Here is a 22,686-nt window from a genome sequence, read left to right on the forward strand (position 1 = left end):
TTCAATGATTAAATATAGTGGGTTTACGCCTAATAACCTGTAAGAATTACCCATTGGTATAAATGATATACAAAGTAAATGATAGAAAGGAGCCATCTAATGTCGCAGTATTTAAAGTTTTTCTTAATGATAGCCACATCAACATTAGTCATGTTTGTACTGATGTATTTGAATACTTATCAGCTAAGTCATGTTTTTTTTAGTGAAACTCGCACTTATATGGCGCTTTATATGGGAGCCATGATGGCAGTGATAATGCTACTTTTCATGCTCAATATGTATAAAGATAAAAAGAAAAATATAACAGTACTCATTGCTAGTGTTACCGTATTTGCGGGAAGTTTATTTTTAGTTCGATCACAAGCGACTGTTGATGATAGCTCATGGATGTCGGCGATGATCCCACATCATTCAATTGCAATACTCACCAGTGAAAGGGCAAAAATCAAAGATAAGCGAGTCCAAGAGCTTGCAACAAATATTATTGAGGCACAGCGTCGTGAGATTAAAGAAATGCAGTGGTTACTAAAGGATATAGAGAAAAATGGCCTAGCAGAAACTCAGGAGCAAGCACAATCTAGGACCGTACCGGATTTTAATGCTAAGTAAAATTTTATACCAATACATAAAAGGGAGCTAAACATGAGTAAATCAGCCCAACTTTTTAGAATGGCCACAGATGAGCATATTTGTCCGTTTGGTTTAAAATCAAAAGACCTACTAGAGCGAGAGGGATATACAGTTGATGATCAGCTATTAACTTCTCGAGAGCAAACAGATGAATTTAAAAAACAACACAGTGTAGAAACTACACCTCAAACATTTATTGATAATAAACGTATAGGTGGCTATGACGACTTACGCGATTACTTTGATAAGCCAAAAGCTGGGCAAGAAGGTACAACTTACACGCCCGTGATTGCGATTTTTTCGGTTAGTTTTTTGCTTAGTGTGGCATTTAGTTTTGCAGCGAATAATAGCTTATTATCAATGCAAACCGCTGAACTGTTTGTAGCCCTAACAATGGCAGTGTTAGCAATACAAAAGCTTCAAGACTTATTTAGCTTTACTAATTCATTTATAACCTATGACTTAGTCGCTATGAAAGTAGTCAGGTACGCCTATGTTTACCCATTTTTAGAAGCATTTGTTGGCATTGGAATGATAGCCGGATTACCAGCCTATATTATTGCCCCTATTTCATTGTTCATAGGTGGGGTTGGTGCTGTTTCAGTGATAAAAGCAGTCTATATAGATAAACGAGAGTTAAAATGTGCGTGTGTAGGCGGTGACAGTAACGTACCACTAGGGTTTATCTCCCTAACAGAAAACCTGTTTATGATCGCTGCCGGTATTTGGATGTTTGTTAAGTAAACAACAGCTTTAATTTAAAAACATGATGATGTACTAGTGTGATTACCAAGGGATTATGTCGCTCTAATTACCGAGCGACTTTGTCGTAAATAGCATATCAGCTGTACTAGCTCATATCAGATCTTACAGTTTAAGTGAATAAGTTTAGACTTCATCAGGCAGACTGCTATGAGCGAGAAGCAGACGTCCATACAAACTCGTTTTTGGACAAAAATGAGTTAGTGGCTTTGCTTAATTAGCATTTGACAGATTACTCTATATAGCAAGACCTCTAATCTAGTGGACAAATTCAATTATCCTCTACAGCACCATAATTTTTTATTGGCCGTCGTTACTACAACTCATTCGAGTTCTAACTCTTCCACTATTGGGAATAAAGGTTCATGCATAGTATTAGGTCTCAAAGAGTGAAGATAGTTTATCGCATCTTCATTATTTAATAATCCTTCAATAAATGCGCTTTTCCAATCTATGCCTCTATCATTTTCAGGTGTCTCATTTAATCTTTGTTGTAATGCAACTCTTAGATCAAACCTCCTTTTTGATAGCCTTGTTTGCCACCTACGATAATCATCTTGGCAAAATTTTATTAATCTTTGTTTGACCTTTAAATTTTTAATATGAAAAACTACTCTTTGATCTTCATCACCCTCTGTCATTTGGAGTTTTCTTAATACAACAGAAAATGAGGGTATATTTGTTTCTCTGTTAAAAGCTAATGTTACCTTAAATCTAAACCTTTGGAGAAGGTCTGAATAGATTGGATGAATAAACTTTGCTGTACAGCTTTCTACACAGTAATAGTTTTCACCTTTAATTGGAGCACAGCTTCGACATTGTGGAACCAAGTTATTAGAAAATATTGAATACTCTGGCCACTGATCCTTAGGAATAAAGTGATCTAATGTATCTGGTTTCTTTTTGTCACCACAAAAGGGGCAGGAGTGTAAGCCATGCTCATTTCTTCGAATTAACAGCTCACGATTTAAAGATGCAGGTGCTTTCTCGTAGTAATTTACAAGTAGCTCTCTATGATTATCAAAACTTGTAGCCTCAAGTCCAACTCTGTAGTTACGAATGAAGCCTTCATATAAAGGGTAACTTTCAGTTAATTGTTCTGAAATAGCTGTCAGTTCCCTTACATTTTCCTTTCTGCTTGCTGTTGCAAGGTTAAGCCAACGACAAGGTAGTTCATTTAAAAAATCCTCAAGATATTGCAACTACATATCCTCTATTTCTATATCATCAACATTGTCCAGTTTTGATAATGCATATGCTAAGGCATCATCTCCAATATGATCCTTGATAGTGCTTATTGAACTGTCTTCTTTCTTTAGAAATCTATCTATTTCTCTTTGAAAAGGCTTAGTCATGTAGTTATCATCAAAAACTTCCGAAATAATGATATCTAAAGATTCACCATACGTTTCAACACTTGAAATGTTTGTTTCCGTCTTCCCCTTATGTTTTCTTAAAATGGTTATAGCCTTACTCTCAACTTCTCTAGCCAGTATTGCTGAATGTGTGGCAATAATTGAGTAAGATTTTGTCTCTTTCAAAATGTGTTGCAGCATATTCATTAAGCCAACTTCAAGTTCTGGGTGTAAATATAACTCAGGCTCATCTAGAACTAATAAGCTCTCTTCTTCCAGCTCTGCAATAATTGCAGGAATCATGTAGGAATAAATTTTTTGACCTGAGCTTAATTGCAAAACACTTCCATCTTTTTTGAAAATAATACTTTTATCATAATTAAGTTTATTTTTTAGGGAGTTAGTGTCTAAATTCAAAGTAACTTCAAGCTCTTGATTATCATCACTTGTAATAAATACTGAATCAAAATCAATGCATAATGAAAGCGTATCTTTGAGTATTTTAAATCTAGACTGTTCTTCCCACCACGAGTTTTCATCATCATAATCGATAACTTTGATTAAAGAATCTATACTTTGCTTTATTGGATGATTTAAATCATGTTCGCCATTATCATTTTTAAAGCCAATGTATGAGTACTCGTTAACGTGCAACCTTTTTCTGGACTCACTTTTTCTATTACTAGTTTCTTCGTTTACCGAGTAGCGAGTAGATAGTTTTTTAAAGATCTCGCTTTTTGTATAAAAACTTTCAAATGGTGAAAAAGCAATCATAATCAACTTGTGGAAATATGGATGGTTAGCTTTAGTATCAATAACACCTGTGATAATTTCACTCAGCTTCTTTAACACATGTGACTTACCGACCCCATTTTTCCCTATCAGCAAATTAATATTAGACTTACCGATTTCTCGGCTTGTATCAAACTTTAGGCATAAATCATCAAAGGTATCGCCAAGTTCACAGAGTGGTATGTCAAATGTTTTTTCTGGGATATAACGACCAAGTGCAATTTGAAAACCTTTTTTCAAAATTGCACTCGCTGCACTCCCACGCATAAAGCTTCCAGAAAATCCTTTCCAGCTAGAAAACTCTACATATTGATCTTGAAAATATCCAGCATCACAGATTTTAATTAATATATCTTGAGCTTCACCTTCACTAAATAAAGAATTAATTTTCTTATAGAAATCAATATCTTCACCAATTGATACTATATTTTCAATATTTAAAATATCTGTAATTTCAAAAAATTTAGCTTCTAGAGGTTCGCCATGCTCTTTAAAGTACAATGATGACTCTTCTATATCTTTAATTAATATTTTTAAAGATCCTAGCTTTCTCTTCTTCTTTTCAGCTACATAGTACAATTTAAACGTAATGATATATCCAAAATCATCCCAAGGACTTTTATAATTTGTTCCTCGATGATCTTGCAATAAATGAAAGCCATCAAGGTTTTCTATCGATAATGACTCTGAATAATAGTATTTCATTGGTTACCTATAAGTTTAAAGTGCAAGATAGGACAGCTAACGCCGTAAAATGGGATGTATAAATATGTGACTATAATTTAGCGCCAGCCAAGCTGAAAACGTCCCACCAATAATTATCTTATTATGCCTACTTTGGCGGCGGTGGTACTAATGGCGGTGGAACAGGCATTACTTTTTGCTGGTTATCAAAGTGAACCTCTTTCAGATGTCTGCATAAACCATCAAAGTCAGGAAACATAGTCATGTCGTTTATACCCATTAGGTTTAATTCTTTCATAACATGACTGCGCTCGGTTGCGGGCATATCAAATTTCCAAAGTAAATCGCAACCGACAGTACTAACTTTAGAAAGTATAAAAGTTTGCAAATCACATACATTTGTCAATGTGGTTACCCCCATCTGTCTTGACATTCTAGGGTTTTCAGTGGCAAATGGAACAAAATCACTAACAAAGTCATGGCTTCCCAATAAATTACTCTGAGCTTGAAAATTACTTCCCCAAAGAGCTATATCGAATATAAATACAGAGACCATTTCATTTGGTTTAGGTGTTAGCGAAGCCCCTTTGAAAGCAAAATATGCTGCTATATACGGAGATAAAGTCCAATCTAATAGGGGGGTTGGAAAACCATGATGCTGAAGCCTTGCTAATAAGTGTCCAAACTCCTGACTATCGGAAAGATTGACGGGTTTATCAAAACTTGAAATTTGATAACTAACATCCTGCATTATGCTAGTAAGATATTGATGCATAGTTATATTTTTTTCTTCGATACTTCTATGAAAGCTCGTTTTCAGCTTCCATGAGCTGTCACTTTGACCTCTAAAGTAATACTTTTTACCAGTATTTATATTAGTTCCAACCCAGCTCTTAAAATGATCCCAATTGTTAGACATGAAGCCTGACTCTCCTGTAGGCATAACATTTAGTATTTATGAAGCGCGCTGTTTGTGTTGTAAAATAGCTTATAGGGCTGAACCACTACCTACTCGGTGTGTCAGAGTTGGTATTATTTATCAAAGGGAATTTGATTTTTAGAGGCTCTAGCTAATTTAATCAGCTTAGCTATTATTATGTAAGCTTGCCCTGCATTGCTCAGTGCACATTATGTATTCATTACATCTAAATTTAGCTAGATTAGCAATTATATTTTTTACACGTAAAAAGCAGCCAACCATAGCAATTAGTAATTATAAACATCTGTCTTGCTGCTAGCTCGTTAGTATTGCTTTTACCACAGTCCGCAGTTCGTTCAAAGCCAACCTTAGAATATTTGCGTTAACTCATTTTGGGCCGGAAATATTTCAGCCCGAACAAGGTGAAACGAAAATGGTCACCAGTGAGATAGTTCAGGGTTATTTCACTTGTTGTCAGTCGAAATTATTTGCAATCGGACTCACCTGGAAACTAGTGTATTCGAATAAAAGTAATTCGGATAAACCGTCCTTTTTCTGCTCAGGAATTTGTTAACTCATTGGTAAGCCAAGCTTGTCGAAGAATGCCTTATTTCGTTCTTTCGCCAAGTTAACTAAGCGATCAAATGAAATAACTTCGATATAGGCTTTAAAGCCTTTGTTGTAACCGAAGTAACCTAGATGGTCATGAGTCACTTGCAGGTCTAGCATCTTACATCTCTTGAGCAAAGATGGAGTGAGGTCAGCAATCACGTAGCAATAACCCGGAATATCACTAGCATGTGGAATAGGACGACCTTGAGGTGTTTTCGTTCCTCCATCTCTCACTCGCTCTAGGTAGCCAAGTGCTTGCTCAATAGGATCTTTATCTTCTCCTGCCTTAGCATCGTTACGCATAGGTCGTTTTATTTCGACCACGGTAATAGAAGCAAGCGGCATCGACTTATTATCCGACACCAGCATTGGGTTATCATAGATGTTCATGGCCAGTAAATCAGGTTCTTTAGCGCTACCAGTATCTACAATAGGCATAGTAGAGAGTGGTTTATCGGATGCTAGATAGTTGTGGAATGCCAGACGCTCATCAACTAGCCATAGGTTGCAAGAGTCTAAGAATACTTCACTCGACTCTTTTCTCATCGGCATGATTAGCTCATGGATGATTTCTTCCTTGGCATACTTACCGTTAGAAGTACGCTCGATAGACTTTTCTAACAAATCGATAATAACTTTACGATGCGCTACGTAATTGGCTAGGTCAGATTTTTTCAAGTCTTCTACTTTTTGTAAATAGCCCTGTATTCGTTCTTCATACTCTTCCGCTTGCTCATTGCGTTTTGGAGTCATGATATGCTGACCTTCGCATAGCAACTGACGCTCTACTGCATACCATTGCTCATGAAGATGCAACTCAACATCTTTATCAGACTTATCCGGGTCAATAATCAAGTCTTTTTCTTCGATGTAGCTAGTAATTGGACGATAACGAGGAGCTTGGGTCACGATATACTCATCAATCCTACGCTTACCCGCTGAGATATTCTCTTCTAGGACATCTTCAAGGTAGGCTTGTGCTCTCTTTAGAACATCTTCACGAATTACTTTTAGTGAAAGCTCTTGGTTAGCAAAGAGACCATCAAAGCTTTCCGCTATTTCAAATGACGTTCGTTCTGCTCGAACGTTGTCATCCAAGTACTTAGACGATACGTAACAGGTATAAACAAACTCTCCAGAGTTATCAGAAATCTTCTGATAAAGACCAGGAAGTTTACCTTGAATTGCCTCTTCTTTCACTAAGCGGTTAGCAGCACATAAAGACAGTTGGTGCTTCTTATTAACCGAAGCCCTGAACTTGATGTGTGTAAGCTCAAACATCTCACCAAGAATTTCAATCTGTTCATGTGCTGCCTGTGAGTGCATGTGATCATTAAACAACTGATGTAGGCTGACGGTTTCTAAACCATCTTCAACAAAGATCTGAGGTACACCACCTTCACGAACAAAGTACCACAGACAGTGTTCTAGCAGCGCATTGGCAATTGTTTCAGTACCTGATGGGATAGCTTTTCTATACGCCTTATCAAAATCATTAAGTGATACTACAGAGCCAGTTTGATTCTGCTTTGACGGCGAAACCTTATTGCCATGAACACCGTTGCTACTGTTAAAAGCGAACTCACGGTGGCTAAAACTTTCTTCATCAGAAAAGACACTAGATACACTTACTTGGTCAAATACCTTAAGCCACAATAAGCGGCCAACACCACGGCACCCTTTATCTATCTTGTGGTCAGAGTCTAGGGTCTGGAAGGAGTTAAAGTTTATGTTGTTGAAACCACAGCCATTGTCTGCGACTTTAAATCCAAGAATAGGCGCACAAGACCCAACACCAATATCCATCTCACTTTGTGATTCACGGATAATGGTTAGAGTGATTTTACCTTGGTCTGTGTTGCCTTTTTCTTCAATAGAGTGAATAGAGTTAACAACCGCCTCAAATACTGGCATCAAGCCATGACTTCTTGGCAAAGAAGTATTTCTAAGTCGGCCTCTTAGATTTGTGTGTAAGTTCATCGCCAGTCCTTTGAATTTAATATCGTGTTTTTAATCTTAGATTAGGAAAGCATGTTATTGCATAATTGCTTAAAGATTAAGTGATATTCTCAAGTTTACCGGACTTAATTACCATTTTGCTAGTTAGTTTCTCAATACTAAATTTTATCTGCTATCCCATACTGTATTAACTGCTCAACTTTTACGTTAATGGCACTAAGGAATAAATCAGTGGACGGATGTTCAAATACGCAATTGAAAGGTTGTAACTCGTAATGGGGCAGAAACGAGTGGGACTTCCGAGCTTTCATTAGATACCGGCTTATAATCTTAAAACATCCGTTTCTAGGGCTTCAAAGATAGTTATCGGAAATATACTTCTGCTTTTTGAAAGTGTTAACCTAGATAGCTATACGAGCCACTTTTCGGGGTCTTATTGGAGCTAAAAGGTAAATTCGTATCACTTTAGAAGCCTTTTCCGGCTCGGTCTTTAAGCTTATAAATCAAATTTTTCAATGGTTTGTTAATTACAAATTATTCACTAAAGTATTATTTTTCAGAATTATTTAAATAAAACCTATTGAACATCGGTTTTAATTTTGATTTAATACCTATCATTAATCGGTTTTAAATTGAGGCTCATATGAAGTTAGGTGAATTAGAAAAATTAGTACTTCAATATTTGTGGCAGCATAAGTCCTCAGATGTGAAGCAAGTCTATACCCATTTTGAAAAGCTACGTGGTGGAAGTCTGAATACTTACCAAAGCACGTTAGATCGTTTGTTTAAGAAAGAGCTTTTGTCTAGAGAGAAAATTGGCTATGCATTTCATTATCAGCCTAGAGTTGAAAGGCATGAGTTAATAGGCCAGCTTATTAAATCGGTAACAAGCGATTTTATAACTGAAGACGATAATAGCCTCATAGCAGCTTTTACTTCAATTTCTAAAGACTTCAATGTTGAGCAGTTGGATAAGTTAGAATCACTTATCGAAGCGCAAAAGCAAAAACTCAACAGTGAAAAAGAGTAGCTTAAAAATATGTCTGTTTTTTTTAATTTATTAGCTATCTTTTCAATTACTTTTATTGTGGCAAATGTCTCTTTGTCAGCGATTTTTTCGCTCCTTGGTCAGCAAATTATAAAAATTGAAGTTAAGTCCCGTAAGTTCTTGCTTTGGACAGTTGTATCATTGCCTTGGGCCCTCAGCTTTGTACCAGCAATTTTAATACTTCAGGCCTACCACACCGGGGATAGCCTATATGATTTTGCTTTTTTACATTGGCACCATATGACTCATTTTGAATGGTTTAGCTGGCATGGCTTTACCGTTGGCGTTGCGCTGTCTTTCGTAATGTATGTCTTAATAAGTCAAGGGCGCCTTTTATGGAACCACAAAAGAGAAATCGAATCATTGATGTGCTTTTCAAAGAATATAGAAACGGATATATATCAAATAGAATCAGATAATGCATCTGCATTTACGAGTGGTTTCTTTACGAAAAAGTGCTTTGTCACTACTGCCCTTATTGAGCAAACCACTTGTGAAGAGTACGACGTAGTTATTAAACATGAAAGGGCACATATTGCGATAAATGATCCTGCGAAGAAGTGGCTTTTTACCCTGTTATGTTTATTTTTTATAAAACCGATAGCACAAAGGCTGAAGCTACATATGATTTTAGCAATGGAGCAAGAAGCCGACAACGCAGTAATAAAAAGCGGTACTTCAAAACTATTTGTGGCCAGTACACTAGTAAAAGTTGCTAAGCTTAATGCGCAAAGCGATCTATTAAAAAATAAAAGCTTAGTGGTAAATTTTGGTGCGGATGTACTAGAGCAGCGTATATATTTTCTGCTTGATAAATTGAAGCTTGAACCAATTCACAAAGGTATAACATTTTCGTTAGTTATGGTTTTAGTGATTGTTTCTTCAGCTTCAATCGATGGTATTCATCACTTTATGGAAACCTTCTTTGGTCACTAAGTGGCTTATTTTTTTTAAGTTTAAAACCGATCTAAGGTCGGTTTTATGGGTAGTAAGTCTAAAAGGGTAAACTTATGTTTTTTAGAAAAAATCCAACTAAAAAACCGATTGTAAGTCGGTTTTTTAGGGTGTTTAGTTGTATCGGTTTGTTTAGCGTTACGTTATCTGCTCATGCAAAAAATACAATTTCATTAAATGAAGCGATAGGTTTGTCGCTTAAAAAGCATCCAGAACTAAGGTCTTACATTTATAAAAAAGAATCGGCATTAGCATTAGTTGAACAAGCAAGTGTTGGCACTCCTATGATAGTTAACGCTTTAGCTGAAGATGCGTTTGGTACAGGCAGTTACTCGGGAGTTAAGGGCCTACAAACTACACTCAGTATTTCTTGGCTGTTAGAAAAAGACCACATTGACTCGCGAGTAAAGTTGGCAAATACCAAGGTATCGTCTGCGTCTATTGAACAACAAGTCAAAGCGATTGATGTTGCATCAGAGACGGCTCGTATCTATATCAAGTTGCTTTCACAGATTATGAAATTGGATTTGGCAAAATTAGCACAGAGACAATCTCAACAAGCTCTCGAGCAAATTAAACGTAAAGTTAAAGCAGGTAGCTCTTTTGTTGTTGATGAGTTAAGAGCAAAAGCTGCGCTATCACTAGTTGAATTAGAAGTGGAAGATTTAGCGCATGAAATAGAAGCTTCTAAGTCTCAACTTGCAGCACAGTGGGAAGGAAATACTCGTTTTGCAGTCAATGGTAATTTAGCGAATATTCCAAGCTTAAAGGACTTAAATACCGCTTTAGAAGGTTTAAAGGCTAATCCACAGCTAAAACGTTTTTTGATTGAACAAGATGTGATGCAATCCGAAATTGACTTGGCGATTGTCGAACAAAAACCATCATGGTCGATTTCTACTGGTATTAGAAGAAATGAAGCGGTAGATGACTTTGCATTTACTGCTGGGATCTCAATTCCACTAGGAGGAAATAATAGAAATAGAGGTCAAATATCTTCTCTTCAAGCTAAGCAAAACCAAAGTAAAGCTAAATCAGATGCGCTTTATCAGCGTATTTCAACACAAGCATTATTGCTGACTCATAAACTTAAACACAATCGTCATGTTATAGACGCTTTAACAAACAAATCTATTCCATACCTTGAAGAAGCTAGCAAAAAGGCAGAAGAAGCATATCGCCTCGGCAGCTATCGTTATACCGATTGGCACGTCGTACAACAAGAGTTAGTGAAAGCACAATCGGACTTGATTGATGCGTATACCAATATTCAGTTATTTAATATCGAATTAGAACGATTAACAGGCACATCTGTGTCAATGTAAGAGAGAAAATGATGAAACTTAAATCTATTGCCGCTGTAATTGCGTTGACTCAAATAGGGTTAGGGCTATCTATGTATAGCCCTGTCACATGTGCACAAAATAATGTTGAAGCTGTACAAAAAGTAGAAAAAGGACCTAATAATGGTCGTATGCTACGTAATGGTGACTTTGCTATCGAGCTTGCCATTTTTGAAACGGGAGTACCACCAGAGTTTCGTGTTTTTGTAACTAAGGCTGGGAGCGCTATAAACCCAAACGATGTTGATTTAAACGTTAAACTTTCTCGTTTAGGAGATGGCACTGACAATATTAACTTCTATGTTGAGAACAATTATCTTCGTGGTGACATGGAAATTTATGAGCCGCACTCGTTCCTCGTGACAGTAACGGCAAAGTATAAAGGTAAAACTTATCAGTGGTCTTATGACAATTACGAAGGCCGTACACAAATAGCTGATGTCATGGCTGAGTCAATGGGGATTGAAACAGAAATTATTGCTAGTCGAGAAATGGAAGAGCGTTTAAAGGTTTATGGCGAGCTTACTCTGCCACCAAATGCTATTCGCAATATCTCAGCACGTTTTCCGGGAGAAATTAAATCGCTTAATACTGAGTTAGGTAAGCCGGTTAAAGAGGGGCAGGTTTTGATGACTATAGAGGCAAATGAAAGCTTACAACTATATAAAGTGATTGCGCCAATAGATGGTGTGGTTACATCACAAAACGTCGGTATCGGTGAGCAATCTTCTGGTCGAACTTTATTAACCATTACTAATACCAAAAAGCTAGTTGCTGAGTTAAATGTTTACCCTATGGATCAGGGCAAGATCACATTAGGTACTGAAGTAGATATTCATATTCCGGGCTTTAAAGATGCAGTAAAGACATCACTATCAGACACACTTTATCAATTGACCTCTGAACAAGCCAAAGTCTATCGCGCTGTTATCGATAATTCAGATAACCAATTTAGCCAAGGTCAGTTTGTTACAGGACAAGTTTTAGTAGATAGCTATACCGTTGATATAGCGGTTAAAGCAGAAAGCTTGCAAGGCTTTCGTGACTTTACGGTAGTTTACGGAAAGTTCGAAGACCAATACGAAGTGCGTATGTTAGAGCTCGGTCGCAAATCAGGCCAATGGGTAGAAGTACTTAGTGGTATTCCTTTAGGAACGGAATATGTGACAACGAATAGTTACATCATTAAAGCTGACATTGAAAAGTCTGGCGCATCACACGACCACTAAGGAATTGAAGATATGTTGGATTCGATTTTAAAATTTTCCATAGAGCGAAGCAAATTAATACTCATTTTTGTTTTTGCTGTCGGTATGTTGGGCGTTTGGAACTTTCAAAAACTGCCCATCGATGCTGTACCTGACATTACCAATGTTCAGGTAGTTATTAATACAGAAGCGTCCGGCTATACCCCTCTGGAAGTAGAGCAAAGGGTGACATTCCCGCTTGAAACAGCTCTATCAGGTGTGCCAAACCTTGAATATACTCGTTCAGTCTCACGGTACGGCCTATCTCAAGTAATTGCTATATTTACAGATGAGACTGACATTTATTTTGCAAGGCAGTTGGTTAACGAGCGTTTAGGCGCCGCTAAATCTGAGCTCCCTTTTGGCTTAGAGCCTGAATTAGGCCCTATTTCTACTGGGCTTGGGGAAATCTTTATGTTTACGGTTGATGCGCGTGAAGGGGCAACTAACAAAGATGGTAGTGAGATCACTCCTACAGATCTAAGAACTGTTCATGACTGGGTTATCCGTCCGCAGCTTATGCAAGTTGAAGGCGTTGTCGAGGTAAACCCTATCGGTGGATATGAGCGTGAAATACTTATCGCCTTGAACCCTGATAAGTTATTAATGTTCGGCCTTTCTCAGCAAAATTTAATTGAAGCTATTAATCAACATAACCAAAACAAAGGGGCTGGGTTTATAGAGAAAAGTGGTGCGCAATGGTTGATTCGTTTACCGGGGCAAATTGAAACTGTTGAGCAACTAGCAAATATTCCTTTACCGTCATCTAGTGGCCGAGTTATTCGTGTTAAAGACGTTGCTGAGGTAACCGAAGGCAAGGAGCTTCGCTCTGGTGCGGCGACACAAGATGGTCGCGAAGTCGTATTAAGTACTGTTTTCATGTTAATAGGCGAAAATAGCCAAAAGGTTGCCAAAGGCGTTGGTGAAAGATTAAAAGAGATTAATAAATCTCTACCTGAGGGTATTGTTGTTAATGCCGTTTATGACCGAACTAAATTGGTTAACAAAACTCTCGATACAGTAAAAATGAACCTTATTGAAGGTGCTATCTTGGTTATTGTTGTGCTGTTTTTGCTGCTAGGTAATTTTAAAGCAGCATTTTTAACAGCGCTTGTAATTCCTTTTGCCATGCTTATGACTGTAACAGGCATGATCCAAACTCGTACCAGTGCTAACTTAATGAGTTTAGGGGCGCTTGATTTTGGTTTACTTGTAGATGGTGCCATTATCATTGTTGAAAACTGCCTTCGCCGTTTAAGCCAAGCTTCTAATGGTAACGCATTGCCAGTAAAAGAACGCTTACTGCTTGTGTACGAAGCCACACGAGAAGTGATCCGTCCAGCACTGTTTGGTGTCTTTATTATCACTGCTGTGTACCTTCCCATTTTTGCTTTAACGGGTGTAGAAGGGAAAATGTTCCACCCTATGGCGATTACCGTTGTAATTGCGCTGGTTAGTGCAATGATCCTATCGGTCACCTTCATACCTGCTGCAATCGCATTAACCTTCAAAGGTAAAGTCGTTGAAAAAGAAAACGTGATCATGAAAGCCAGTGTTTCATTTTACAAGCCTATTTTATCCTTGGTACTAAAAGCTCGATGGGTGGTGGTAATTGGTGCTGTTGCTTTAGTTTCTGTTGCCGGTGTTATGAGTACTAAGTTAGGTAGCGAGTTTGTACCAAATTTAGATGAAGGTGATATTGCTATGCACGCTTTACGTATACCTGGCACGTCGCTTACCCAATCTATTGAAATGCAAAAGGTGCTAGAAGACAGAATAAAGTCATTACCTGAGGTTGAACGCGTTTTTGCAAAAGTGGGGACGCCAGATGTTGCAACGGACGCTATGCCACCGAGTGTAGCCGATAATTTTATAATTCTGAAACCTCGTAGTGAATGGCCTGATCCAGATAAACCTAAAGCAGATTTTGTTAAAGAGCTCGAAGCTTTAGTAACACCAGTTCCGGGAAACCGTTACGAGTTTTTACAACCGATTCAAATGCGCTTCAATGAATTATTAGCAGGAGTACGTGCTGAGCTTGCTATTAAGGTGTTTGGAGACGATTTTGATACGTTAACGGAGCTTGGGAAAGCGCTTGAAAAGTCGATTCAAGGTGTTGAAGGCATTCGTGATATTCAAGTTGAGCAAACTAAAGGTTTACCTGTATTAACTTTCGACCCTAAACGTGAACAATTAGCATTGTATGGTTTGAGTATTTCTGATTTTCAAAATCAAGTTGCTGTTGCTATGGGAGGTGAGATTGCAGGTAAGTTTTACGACGGTGATAAGCGCTTCGACATAGTGGTTCGTTTACCAGAGGAGCAAAGACAAGATGTAGATGCTCTTTCACAGCTACCAATTACCTTGCCAAGCGGTGGCTATCTACCACTACAGGAATTAGCGAATGTCGAAATGGCTCTAGGCGTAAATCAAGTGAATCGTGAGAATGGTAAACGCAGAGTTGTGGTTACAGCTAATGTTCGCGGACGAGATTTAGGTAGCTTTGTTAAAGATGTGCAACAAGCCATAGATGCTAATGTTCAATTGCCTGCTGGTTATTGGATTGAGTATGGCGGCACATATCAAAAACTACAATCAGCTTCGCAAAGATTAAGCATAGTTGTTCCCGTAACATTAGTCTTAATTATTGGTTTGCTATTACTTGCATTAGGTTCATTGAAAGATTCATTGATTATATTTACAGGCGTGCCACTGGCATTAACAGGTGGAATATTCGCCTTAATAGTTCGTGACATTCCATTCTCTATTTCAGCGGCAGTAGGCTTCATTGCTTTATCGGGTATAGCGATATTAAACGGCCTAGTCATGGTTTCCTTTATTAGAGATCTCGTTAAGAAAAACTATGATTTAGAAACTGCCATTATTAAGGGGGCTTTAACCAGATTAAGGCCAGTTTTAACCACTGCATTAGTCGCTTCACTAGGTTTTATACCTATGGCGTTAAATACGGGTATTGGCTCAGAAGTGCAAAGGCCGTTAGCTACTGTCGTAATAGGAGGAGTGATTTCTTCAACAATCTTAACGTTATTTGTTCTACCTGCGTTATATCGTCTATTGCATTCAAAAGACGAAAGCCTGGCTGAGCAAAATGACAATCAATTACTAGAAAATAAAGGGTAAATAAATGTTTGGAAAATTCAAACTTTCTTATTTGCTGTACCCGTTATTGATTCTACTGTCGATGGCTTCAATTGAAGCCTTCGCACATGGGGTTGATGATAGTACACGCAACTTTTTACAAAATAATACGGGTGTGCAAGTTCTGCCGTTTATATACATAGGCGCAAAGCACATGGTAACGGGCTATGATCACCTGTTGTTCTTAGTCGGTGTATTGTTTTTCTTACGCAGCAGTCGAGACGTTTTACTTTATGTCAGTATGTTCACGATTGGGCACAGCTTAACGTTAATGGGTGGAGTACTTGCCAATATTCAAGTTAATGCTTATCTAATCGACGCAATCATCGGCTTATCAGTTGTTTACAAAGGCTTTGATAACTTAGGTGGATTCAAACACTTCTTTGGAAAGCAACCAAATCCTAAAAAAGCGGTGCTTATTTTTGGCCTGTTCCACGGGTTTGGTCTAGCAACCAAAATTCAAGAATTTGAGTTGCCGTCGCAAGGGCTTGCTACAAACTTATTATCTTTCAATATTGGTGTTGAAATTGGTCAATTCTTAGCTTTGACGTTTATTCTTCTAGCTATTAATTTTTGGCGTCAATTCGAAAGCTTCAACCGTTTTGCCAAAGCTACAAATACAGCATTAATGTGTGGTGGCTTCATGTTAGTTGGTATGCAACTAACCGGATATTTTGTTAGTTAATTATTATGAGATATATATTTATGGAATCAAATAAAACCAGTCGTTCATTAATCAAAGCGACAATTCTTTCATTCTTGGTAGCGATAATTACACTTGTTTTATTCATTTTGCCAGCGGAGTACAACATTGACCCTACTGGTATTGGTGAAAAGCTTGGCTTAACGGTATTTAATGATGAGGCTTCAACGCCCTCAGCGCAACAGTACTCTGATGGTGAACAAGACTCTGTGATCCTTACTGTTCCCGCAGGTGAAGGTATCGAGTACAAACTTGATATGAAGCAATTTCAAAAAGCAACCTATGAATGGACAACTGATGGCGCAGAGTTATTTGTTGATTTGCATGGAGAGCCTAAAGGAGACACTACAGGCTATTTTGAATCATATGCAATTGCCACAGTAAATGAGATGAAAGGTAGCTTTACAGTACCATTTGATGGTTCTCATGGTTGGTATTGGAAAAATACAACTAATCAAGATATTAGCATTCAACTTATCTTCAATGGCGATTACGTTATTGAAGGTCTTAAATAAACTTTAATAAGGAAACAAAATGAAAGTACTAATTAAACTAGCTGCTATTACAATAATTGTATTTACTACTTCTGTAATGGCTCATTCCGAAGGTCATGGAAAGGTTGAAAAAAGTAAAATTATACAAGCAGCTCAAACCTCTGCTAAAGCTTTAACATTTAAAGATAAAGGTATGTCAGTTGGCAAACTAGATAGCTCTTGGAACAAAGTTACTAAGGACAACTTTACTGTTGTAGAGGAAACTCGTGATGCTGTTCTGCTGAAAGCGACAAATGCGCAGAATAATCAAACGCTTCTATTTATCGTAAGTAAAGCTGGCAAAGTTATGGATGTTAAAGATGAAAAAATGTTCAAGAACGAACATGGTCATTCACATTAATTTCTAAACTCAGTTGAAGATGGTAAATGCAGAAAATAATAGCTGCATTTACCGACTTATCTTTGTATGTATTATGTGGCTTTAGATTCTAAGAAGCTATCTGTGGTTAAATCGCTAATATCCGCTTTACGCCCTAAGCCATTCAGAAACTTTTTTACACCAAAAGGGGAGCCTTTTTCTTTTTTCACTTTTTCGAAGTGCAGCTTAGAGCGAAAAGCAGACATTGACCGTTAATCGTTTCAACGACGGCAATTAGCCATACGTTGCATGTTTGCTCCCTTACTGGTTTTACGATATCCAAAACCGACATAACGACCATTAAGCAAATACCAAAGTAAAATAGGTATGTGCTCCAATCATATAGCCAAAGAGGATAAAGCGTTAATAGCACTGCTACAGGCCCTAGAATGCTGAAGACAGCTCTGGTATGGTTTTTATTTTTGTGCCAGTTGTATAAGTTTACCAATAGTTCCAAAGATGCAAAAATAGGTAAAAGCGTATTTACAGCTATTCCTTCGAAGTGAGAGAAGAAGCCTAGTCCTAATGCCGATGCAAGTGACCTTAATGCAGGGAGGCAGGCCGTGCCGCTAGCCAAACGCCACTAGAGCCTACTCTGTCTAATATTTTATTTATCATTTGAAAGTCTATTGGTTGATATTACCATCATTCTAAACTCCGTATACAAGTACGGAGTCAATCATTTTAATGAGTCAATTATGGGGCAATGTGTTGGATCTTCGTTTTGCATACAGGTATTTGTCATACCCACAATTACTTTCTCTAAACGTTGAAGGTCATTAATTTTGTCTCGAATGATTGCTAACTTTTGTCGGTTTAATAGCTCAACTTGAGCGCAGTTGCTGTCCATAGACATTAGCGATTTTATTTCTCTTAACGTAAAGCCGAGCGCTTTGGCTTTTGTGATAAACCTAAGTTGTCCTGCTATTGATTCGTCATATTGTCTATAACCAGATATTGGTTTTTCAGGTTGTGTAATCAGTCCTTCTCGTTCATATAAACGAATGGTTTCTACATTTAAATTTAATGATTGTGCTAATTTGCCAATGGTTTTCATTATTGCCTTTGTGAATACTACTAATCTAAAGTTATATTTAGTTCAACTATCTAATGACTTGATAATGCCACAGACTTCAATTGTACCGTCAGACCCGCAAGAGCTTGCCATTAGTTTTAACTCTTTTTTGAGTGCATTCAATTCCTTCATTCGTTGATTAACTAAAGTTAGTTGCCGATCAATTAATGCATTTACACTAGAGCAACTCTCCTCTGGCTTGTTTTTTAATTCAATGAGTCGCTTAATATCATTAAGCGGAATATCTAAACTTCGACAATGCTTTACGAACTCTAGCTCTTTAAATGCCTTATTAGAATACAACCTGAAATTCCCTTCAGTGCGATCAGGATCTGACAGCAAGCCCTCCTTTTCATAATATCGGATGGTTTGTACTGAATACCCCGATGTTTTCGATAACTCACCAATTTTCATAAAATTTCCAAATAAACTTGACCCTATAGTCACTATAGGATTTATAGTTAGAGCATACAAGTTAATCGGAGATGAAAATGAGCGATTGTGGGTGTGAAGTTGAGCTAAAAGATAACCAGCAAAAAACGGTGCTTTATTGGCTTCTGGCTATCAATGCCTCGATGTTTGTTTTTGAAATTGGCTTTGGTTGGTTATCAGAATCAACGGCTTTAATTGCAGATTCGTTAGACATGCTAGCGGATGCAATCGTCTATGCAATTGCACTATACGCGGTGGGAAAGTCAATCCAACATAAGGCTAATGCTGCTTTAGTGAGTGGCTATTTCCAACTGGGGTTAGGCGTGCTAATTCTAATGGATATTGCTAGAAGGCTGTATGGTGAAAGTGAGCCTCACTCTTGGTTTATGATTGGCGTAGGCATGGTTGCTTTAGTTGCAAATGTGATTTGTCTCATCCTTATTCGAAAGCACAACAACGATGAAGTACATATGAGAGCTAGCTGGATATTTTCAGCGAATGATGTAATTGCAAATCTTGGTGTCGTTATCGCAGGCATACTCGTTATGGTGCTGAAACAGCGTTGGCCTGATATCGTCATTGGTAGCATCATTTCAATGTTAATTCTTCGAGGCGCTTACCGAATACTAAGCGATGCTAAACAAGAATTAGCTGTTGCTGAGAAAACACGTTAAACACCAAATGAAGATAAACAATCAACCTTTGGTTGTTCAAAGTAAGGAAACATCAATGAATAGCAAATATCTAGAAAAAACCAAGATAGTAAATTTTGAACACTCTACAATTCAATCATTAATTTCTGAGCGTAATTGGCAAGAACTCGATGACTTCAACAAAATTGGTGCAGCCTACCAATTTGTTAAAGATGAAATATTATTTGGTTACAATGAGAGTGATGATATTTCAGCAAGCAGTGTTTTAGCCGATGGTTACGGACAATGCAATACCAAGGGTAACCTGCTGATGGCTTTGTTACGAGGATTAGGTATTCAATGTCGTTTTCACGGCTTTACTATTGAGCAGCGATTACAAAAAGGAGCTATTCCAACTTATGTATTTTGGTTAGCACCTAAATATATCATTCATAGTTGGATTGAAGTTTATTTCAAGGATCGTTGGATAAACTTAGAAGGCTTTATATTAGATGAACAATATTTAAGTTCACTACAGCACAAATTTAGTCAAATAAAAAACGAATTTTGTGGTTATGGTGTTGCAACAAAGTGTTTCTCTTCGCCAGATACAGATTGGCGTGGTCAAGATACCTATATACAAAAAGAAGGTATTCATGATGATTTTGGTGTTTATAATTCCCCTGATGAGTTTTATCTCGAAAAAGGAACTAACTTATCAGGAATCAAACGTTGGATGTATCAACGAGTGATCCGTCACTTTATCAATTTTAACGTAGTCAATGTAAGAAATTTAAAAGTTCTTGAGGTGGAAAATGCACAATCATAGCCATAGCCATTCGCATGGAAAAGACGACCGTATAGGTTGGACATTTTTCCTTAATGTTTCATTTACTATTATCGAATTTATTGGTGGTTGGCTAACCAACAGTACCGCTATTATGGCTGATGCTGTACATGACCTGGGTGACAGTTTATCTATAGGATTCGCTTGGATACTGAGTCGTTTCTCGGATAAAGAAGCATCCGATAGATTTAGCTATGGCTATCGTCGTCTTACCCTGTTTGGCGCATTAATTAACAGTATTGTATTAGTTATTGGTTCTGTCTGGGTGCTATTTGAAGCAATACCAAGATTATCTAATCCTGAAATGCCAATGGCTGAAGGAATGTTGGGTCTTGCATTACTTGGGGTTGCTGTTAATGGGTATGCAGTATTTAAACTAAAAGCGGGTAAAACGCTGAACGAAAAAGTACTTACGTGGCATTTGCTTGAAGACGTACTTGGCTGGGTTGCAGTCCTAATTGTTTCTATCGTGCTGCTTTTTGTAGATCTACCAATATTAGATCCTTTGCTTTCTATAGGCTTTACACTGTTTATATTGTTTAACGTTTTGAAAAACCTGAAAACAACATTGGCACTATTTCTTCAAGCTACACCTGATGAAGAAGTGCAGAATAATATTGAAAAAGCGATAAAGGCTATACCTGAGATTAATGGGATTCATCATATGCACTTTTGGTCATTAGACGGGGAAAGTCACGTATTAACTGCTCACCTAGAGTTAGCCCATAACTTTGAGGTTGATAAATTAATTAGGCTAAAACAACAAGTGGCTAAGGAACTTTCTTCTTATAATTTATCTCATACAACCATTGAGTTTGAGTTTCCTCAAGAAACTTGCCGTGACGAGCATGAAAAACATGCGCATGGCTAGTTTAGAAAACCTTTTTTTGATATTATAATTTTTCATATTTAAGTAGGTGTTTATTTTGAAATTCAATGTTGCGTTAAAAATACTATTAGTCGTTTCGATTGTTTTGCAATCGTTAACTGCTGTTGTATCCGCAACACCTGAGAATCACCAGATAGATATAGAGCACCTTCAAATTCAACATGATCATGCAGATGATCGAAATGTTTTAAATGATAATACAGATGATGAACAGCACGATGTAAAGGATTGTCATCACTGCGGACATTGCAGTGGCAGCCATTTATCTTGGATTTTAGTCAGTAATTCAAATGTCGATGGTAAGCTAAATATTATCAATAAAACTCCTTATCAAATTGATCAAACAAGTACCTTTCTTGAAGCGATACTTCGTCCGCCTATTTCTTAATTAGATTAATTTTTAATGACCTATTTATCCTTTAATAATGGATAAAGGTTTCGTGTTTATTAATTTTAAAATTAAGAATTTTTATGTATATATATTTAAAAAATGCAGGTTTAGTCCTGTCTTTATGCATGGCTGTGAGTTTTTCAGTTGCCACTTATGCCAAACAGAAAAGTATTTCATGGCTAGATAGTCAAATAAATAAAGATCCCGAAGTTGTTGCGGCTAAAGAGTTACTTAATGCAAGTAATCATAGAGCCAAGAGCTTAACTAAAGCCGTATATAACCCAGAGCTTGAAGCAAGCTATGAAAAAGAGGGTGATTTTGATAATTATTCTATTGGTATCAGTCAAACGATTGATTTTTGGGATAAGCAATCAGCAAATAAAAGCATTGGTGAAATTGGTGTTTATGCAAACCAGCAACAATTGTTATCTCTACTCGATTCTAAAAAGGCTAACGCTTTAACTGCAATAGTTAATTGGCAAGCAGCAAAAAAGGTGGCTCAGTTACTTTCAGTAAGAGAAAATCAATTACAAACGCTCGTTGGAATTGTTGAAGATAAGCGAAAAGCAGGACTTCTAGAGCCACTTGACGCTGAACTGGTTTATTTAAACTTGTCCCAAGTTTTCAGTGAAATATCTGAGTCGCAAATTGCTTTGAAAAATGCAGAGGTAAATGTTCAGGAGTTATTGCCTGATTGGACGCCTAATACTACCAATTTGTTTTCATTTACTTTTGGAGCAACAAACTATTCATTTAACTCTCAGTGGGTTGAGGAACATCCAAAAGTTAAACTCGCTAGAGCGCAATGGAAGATAAAACAATCTAAAGCTCAACTAACCACTATGGAATCTAAAGCCAATCCAACCATTGGAGTTAACGCAGGGAAAAGTGGAGATGAAGACTTGATTGGCGTGACTTTCTCAATTCCTTTAAATATCAGAAATAACTATTCAGATACTGTTAAAGCCGCTTATTCAGAAGCAATTGCAGCAGAGGCTAAGTTTCGGTCGGTTTATCGAAAGCAGTCATTTGAAGCAAAAGCTAATTATGAATCGCTTATTGTCAGTAAAAAATACTATGAGCAATGGCAAAAACTGACAAAAGGCAGATTAGATAGCAGCGAAAACTTATTAAATAAGCGCTGGGAAGCTGGTGACATTAATACTTCTGACTACTTACTTGCATTAAATCAACGTGCGGAAGGGCTTCATGCAGGGATACGTTTGGAAAATCAATTCAAGCTTGCAGAAATATCCTTCATTTTAAGTATGGGTCAGTTATCCAAATTTGAGATTTGAGCGCTTTGTTTTTTCAGTAGCGAAAAACGAAATCTTAAATTTA

The 22,686-nt window shown here is 37.3% G+C and carries 23 protein-coding genes; 15 read left to right on the forward strand and 8 right to left on the reverse strand.

Translation table 11 applies throughout. From position 1 onward, the window contains the following. Positions 1-99: 99 nt before the first annotated feature. On the forward strand, positions 100-609 hold the full coding sequence (locus tag PSH54_RS02370; RefSeq protein WP_024032683.1) for a DUF305 domain-containing protein: 510 nt from the start codon (positions 100-102) through the stop codon (positions 607-609). Between the two features lie 33 nt (positions 610-642). Beyond that, the gene (locus PSH54_RS02375; RefSeq protein WP_273605393.1) at positions 643-1,374 is read left to right on the forward strand and encodes a glutaredoxin; all 732 of its coding nucleotides are present in this window, start codon (positions 643-645) and stop codon (positions 1,372-1,374) included. Between the two features lie 341 nt (positions 1,375-1,715). Here the strand turns inward: PSH54_RS02375 and PSH54_RS02380 are convergent, their stop codons facing one another. The 4 genes from PSH54_RS02380 to PSH54_RS02395 all read right to left on the reverse strand — a co-directional run bounded on the left by PSH54_RS02380 (position 1,716) and on the right by PSH54_RS02395 (position 7,734). Beyond that, on the reverse strand, positions 1,716-2,594 hold the full coding sequence (locus tag PSH54_RS02380; RefSeq protein ID WP_273605394.1) for an HNH endonuclease: 879 nt from the start codon (positions 2,592-2,594) through the stop codon (positions 1,716-1,718). Continuing rightward, the gene (locus PSH54_RS02385; protein WP_273605395.1) at positions 2,595-4,244 is read right to left on the reverse strand and encodes an AAA family ATPase; all 1,650 of its coding nucleotides are present in this window, start codon (positions 4,242-4,244) and stop codon (positions 2,595-2,597) included. It abuts the gene before it with no gap. A gap of 127 nt (positions 4,245-4,371) precedes the next feature. Beyond that, positions 4,372-5,142, reverse strand: a complete 771-nt coding sequence (locus tag PSH54_RS02390; RefSeq protein ID WP_273605396.1) for an FRG domain-containing protein — start codon at positions 5,140-5,142, stop codon at positions 4,372-4,374. Positions 5,143-5,712: 570 nt separating this feature from the next. Further along, a complete protein-coding gene (locus PSH54_RS02395; RefSeq protein ID WP_273605397.1) occupies positions 5,713-7,734 on the reverse strand; it encodes a hypothetical protein in 2,022 nt (673 codons plus the stop codon). Between the two features lie 622 nt (positions 7,735-8,356). Between PSH54_RS02395 and PSH54_RS02400 the strand changes: the two genes are divergently transcribed. The 8 genes from PSH54_RS02400 (at position 8,357) to PSH54_RS02435 (ending at position 17,061) form a co-directional block, all read left to right on the forward strand. Next, complete coding sequence (locus tag PSH54_RS02400; protein WP_273605398.1) at positions 8,357-8,743, forward strand: BlaI/MecI/CopY family transcriptional regulator; 387 nt, start codon at positions 8,357-8,359, stop codon at positions 8,741-8,743. A 9-nt stretch (positions 8,744-8,752) separates the two neighbouring features. Further along, complete coding sequence (locus PSH54_RS02405) at positions 8,753-9,697, forward strand: M56 family metallopeptidase (RefSeq protein ID WP_273605399.1); 945 nt, start codon at positions 8,753-8,755, stop codon at positions 9,695-9,697. A gap of 74 nt (positions 9,698-9,771) precedes the next feature. Continuing rightward, the gene (locus PSH54_RS02410) at positions 9,772-11,040 is read left to right on the forward strand and encodes a TolC family protein (RefSeq protein WP_273605400.1); all 1,269 of its coding nucleotides are present in this window, start codon (positions 9,772-9,774) and stop codon (positions 11,038-11,040) included. A gap of 11 nt (positions 11,041-11,051) precedes the next feature. Then, positions 11,052-12,287: an efflux RND transporter periplasmic adaptor subunit gene (locus PSH54_RS02415; RefSeq protein WP_150139024.1), complete on the forward strand. Its 1,236-nt coding sequence runs from the start codon at positions 11,052-11,054 to the stop codon at positions 12,285-12,287. 12 nt (positions 12,288-12,299) lie between these two features. Continuing rightward, positions 12,300-15,446, forward strand: a complete 3,147-nt coding sequence (locus PSH54_RS02420; RefSeq protein WP_273605401.1) for an efflux RND transporter permease subunit — start codon at positions 12,300-12,302, stop codon at positions 15,444-15,446. Between the two features lie 61 nt (positions 15,447-15,507). After that, a complete protein-coding gene (locus tag PSH54_RS02425; protein ID WP_443197761.1) occupies positions 15,508-16,149 on the forward strand; it encodes a HupE/UreJ family protein in 642 nt (213 codons plus the stop codon). A gap of 20 nt (positions 16,150-16,169) precedes the next feature. Beyond that, the gene (locus tag PSH54_RS02430) at positions 16,170-16,682 is read left to right on the forward strand and encodes a hypothetical protein (RefSeq protein ID WP_029774405.1); all 513 of its coding nucleotides are present in this window, start codon (positions 16,170-16,172) and stop codon (positions 16,680-16,682) included. Between the two features lie 19 nt (positions 16,683-16,701). Then, positions 16,702-17,061: a DUF6488 family protein gene (locus PSH54_RS02435; RefSeq protein ID WP_273605403.1), complete on the forward strand. Its 360-nt coding sequence runs from the start codon at positions 16,702-16,704 to the stop codon at positions 17,059-17,061. 71 nt (positions 17,062-17,132) lie between these two features. On the opposite strand, the gene PSH54_RS02440 is transcribed toward PSH54_RS02435, so the two are convergent. From PSH54_RS02440 to PSH54_RS02455, 4 genes are all read right to left on the reverse strand, one after another. Beyond that, positions 17,133-17,285 (reverse strand): hypothetical protein, encoded by a 153-nt coding sequence (locus PSH54_RS02440; RefSeq protein ID WP_273605460.1) that lies wholly within the window; start codon positions 17,283-17,285, stop codon positions 17,133-17,135. Then, complete coding sequence (locus tag PSH54_RS02445; RefSeq protein WP_273605404.1) at positions 17,246-17,656, reverse strand: MerC family mercury resistance protein; 411 nt, start codon at positions 17,654-17,656, stop codon at positions 17,246-17,248. Before PSH54_RS02445 ends, PSH54_RS02440 begins: the two co-directional genes overlap by 40 nt. A gap of 102 nt (positions 17,657-17,758) precedes the next feature. Next, positions 17,759-18,136, reverse strand: a complete 378-nt coding sequence (locus tag PSH54_RS02450; protein WP_273605405.1) for a MerR family transcriptional regulator — start codon at positions 18,134-18,136, stop codon at positions 17,759-17,761. Between the two features lie 42 nt (positions 18,137-18,178). Further along, positions 18,179-18,568, reverse strand: coding sequence for a Cd(II)/Pb(II)-responsive transcriptional regulator (locus tag PSH54_RS02455; RefSeq protein ID WP_004588889.1), 390 nt, complete (start codon positions 18,566-18,568; stop codon positions 18,179-18,181). Between the two features lie 77 nt (positions 18,569-18,645). Between PSH54_RS02455 and PSH54_RS02460 the strand changes: the two genes are divergently transcribed. From PSH54_RS02460 to PSH54_RS02480, 5 genes are all read left to right on the forward strand, one after another. Beyond that, the gene (locus tag PSH54_RS02460) at positions 18,646-19,260 is read left to right on the forward strand and encodes a cation transporter (RefSeq protein ID WP_004588888.1); all 615 of its coding nucleotides are present in this window, start codon (positions 18,646-18,648) and stop codon (positions 19,258-19,260) included. 55 nt (positions 19,261-19,315) lie between these two features. Beyond that, positions 19,316-20,047, forward strand: a complete 732-nt coding sequence (locus tag PSH54_RS02465) for a transglutaminase-like domain-containing protein (RefSeq protein WP_004588887.1) — start codon at positions 19,316-19,318, stop codon at positions 20,045-20,047. Further along, positions 20,034-20,936 (forward strand): cation diffusion facilitator family transporter, encoded by a 903-nt coding sequence (locus PSH54_RS02470; RefSeq protein ID WP_004588886.1) that lies wholly within the window; start codon positions 20,034-20,036, stop codon positions 20,934-20,936. The genes PSH54_RS02465 and PSH54_RS02470 overlap by 14 nt, the downstream gene beginning before the upstream one ends. Positions 20,937-20,982: 46 nt before the next feature. Next, positions 20,983-21,342: a hypothetical protein gene (locus tag PSH54_RS02475; protein WP_273605406.1), complete on the forward strand. Its 360-nt coding sequence runs from the start codon at positions 20,983-20,985 to the stop codon at positions 21,340-21,342. An 83-nt stretch (positions 21,343-21,425) separates the two neighbouring features. Then, positions 21,426-22,643: a TolC family protein gene (locus PSH54_RS02480; RefSeq protein ID WP_273605407.1), complete on the forward strand. Its 1,218-nt coding sequence runs from the start codon at positions 21,426-21,428 to the stop codon at positions 22,641-22,643. Positions 22,644-22,686 lie beyond the last annotated feature (43 nt).

The organism is Pseudoalteromonas sp. Angola-30 (assembly GCF_028599215.1).
Taxonomy (GTDB): domain Bacteria; phylum Pseudomonadota; class Gammaproteobacteria; order Enterobacterales; family Alteromonadaceae; genus Pseudoalteromonas; species Pseudoalteromonas atlantica.

Excerpts from the sequence above, each read along its gene's own strand:
- PSH54_RS02420 (WP_273605401.1), top strand. The coding sequence starts at position 12,300 with ATGTTGGATTCGATTTTAAAATTTTCCATAGAGCGAAGCAAATTAATA.
- PSH54_RS02370 (WP_024032683.1), top strand. The coding sequence starts at position 100 with ATGTCGCAGTATTTAAAGTTTTTCTTAATGATAGCCACATCAACATTA.
- PSH54_RS02385 (WP_273605395.1), bottom strand. The coding sequence starts at position 4,244 with ATGAAATACTATTATTCAGAGTCATTATCGATAGAAAACCTTGATGGC.
- PSH54_RS02400 (WP_273605398.1), top strand. The coding sequence starts at position 8,357 with ATGAAGTTAGGTGAATTAGAAAAATTAGTACTTCAATATTTGTGGCAG.
- PSH54_RS02375 (WP_273605393.1), top strand. The coding sequence starts at position 643 with ATGAGTAAATCAGCCCAACTTTTTAGAATGGCCACAGATGAGCATATT.
- PSH54_RS02480 (WP_273605407.1), top strand. The coding sequence starts at position 21,426 with ATGTATATATATTTAAAAAATGCAGGTTTAGTCCTGTCTTTATGCATG.
- PSH54_RS02410 (WP_273605400.1), top strand. The coding sequence starts at position 9,772 with ATGTTTTTTAGAAAAAATCCAACTAAAAAACCGATTGTAAGTCGGTTT.
- PSH54_RS02430 (WP_029774405.1), top strand. The coding sequence starts at position 16,170 with ATGGAATCAAATAAAACCAGTCGTTCATTAATCAAAGCGACAATTCTT.
- PSH54_RS02415 (WP_150139024.1), top strand. The coding sequence starts at position 11,052 with ATGAAACTTAAATCTATTGCCGCTGTAATTGCGTTGACTCAAATAGGG.
- PSH54_RS02425 (WP_443197761.1), top strand. The coding sequence starts at position 15,508 with ATGGCTTCAATTGAAGCCTTCGCACATGGGGTTGATGATAGTACACGC.
- PSH54_RS02395 (WP_273605397.1), bottom strand. The coding sequence starts at position 7,734 with ATGAACTTACACACAAATCTAAGAGGCCGACTTAGAAATACTTCTTTG.
- PSH54_RS02455 (WP_004588889.1), bottom strand. The coding sequence starts at position 18,568 with ATGAAAATTGGTGAGTTATCGAAAACATCGGGGTATTCAGTACAAACC.
- PSH54_RS02470 (WP_004588886.1), top strand. The coding sequence starts at position 20,034 with ATGCACAATCATAGCCATAGCCATTCGCATGGAAAAGACGACCGTATA.
- PSH54_RS02450 (WP_273605405.1), bottom strand. The coding sequence starts at position 18,136 with ATGAAAACCATTGGCAAATTAGCACAATCATTAAATTTAAATGTAGAA.
- PSH54_RS02465 (WP_004588887.1), top strand. The coding sequence starts at position 19,316 with ATGAATAGCAAATATCTAGAAAAAACCAAGATAGTAAATTTTGAACAC.
- PSH54_RS02460 (WP_004588888.1), top strand. The coding sequence starts at position 18,646 with ATGAGCGATTGTGGGTGTGAAGTTGAGCTAAAAGATAACCAGCAAAAA.
- PSH54_RS02440 (WP_273605460.1), bottom strand. The coding sequence starts at position 17,285 with ATGTCTGCTTTTCGCTCTAAGCTGCACTTCGAAAAAGTGAAAAAAGAA.
- PSH54_RS02435 (WP_273605403.1), top strand. The coding sequence starts at position 16,702 with ATGAAAGTACTAATTAAACTAGCTGCTATTACAATAATTGTATTTACT.
- PSH54_RS02405 (WP_273605399.1), top strand. The coding sequence starts at position 8,753 with ATGTCTGTTTTTTTTAATTTATTAGCTATCTTTTCAATTACTTTTATT.
- PSH54_RS02390 (WP_273605396.1), bottom strand. The coding sequence starts at position 5,142 with ATGTCTAACAATTGGGATCATTTTAAGAGCTGGGTTGGAACTAATATA.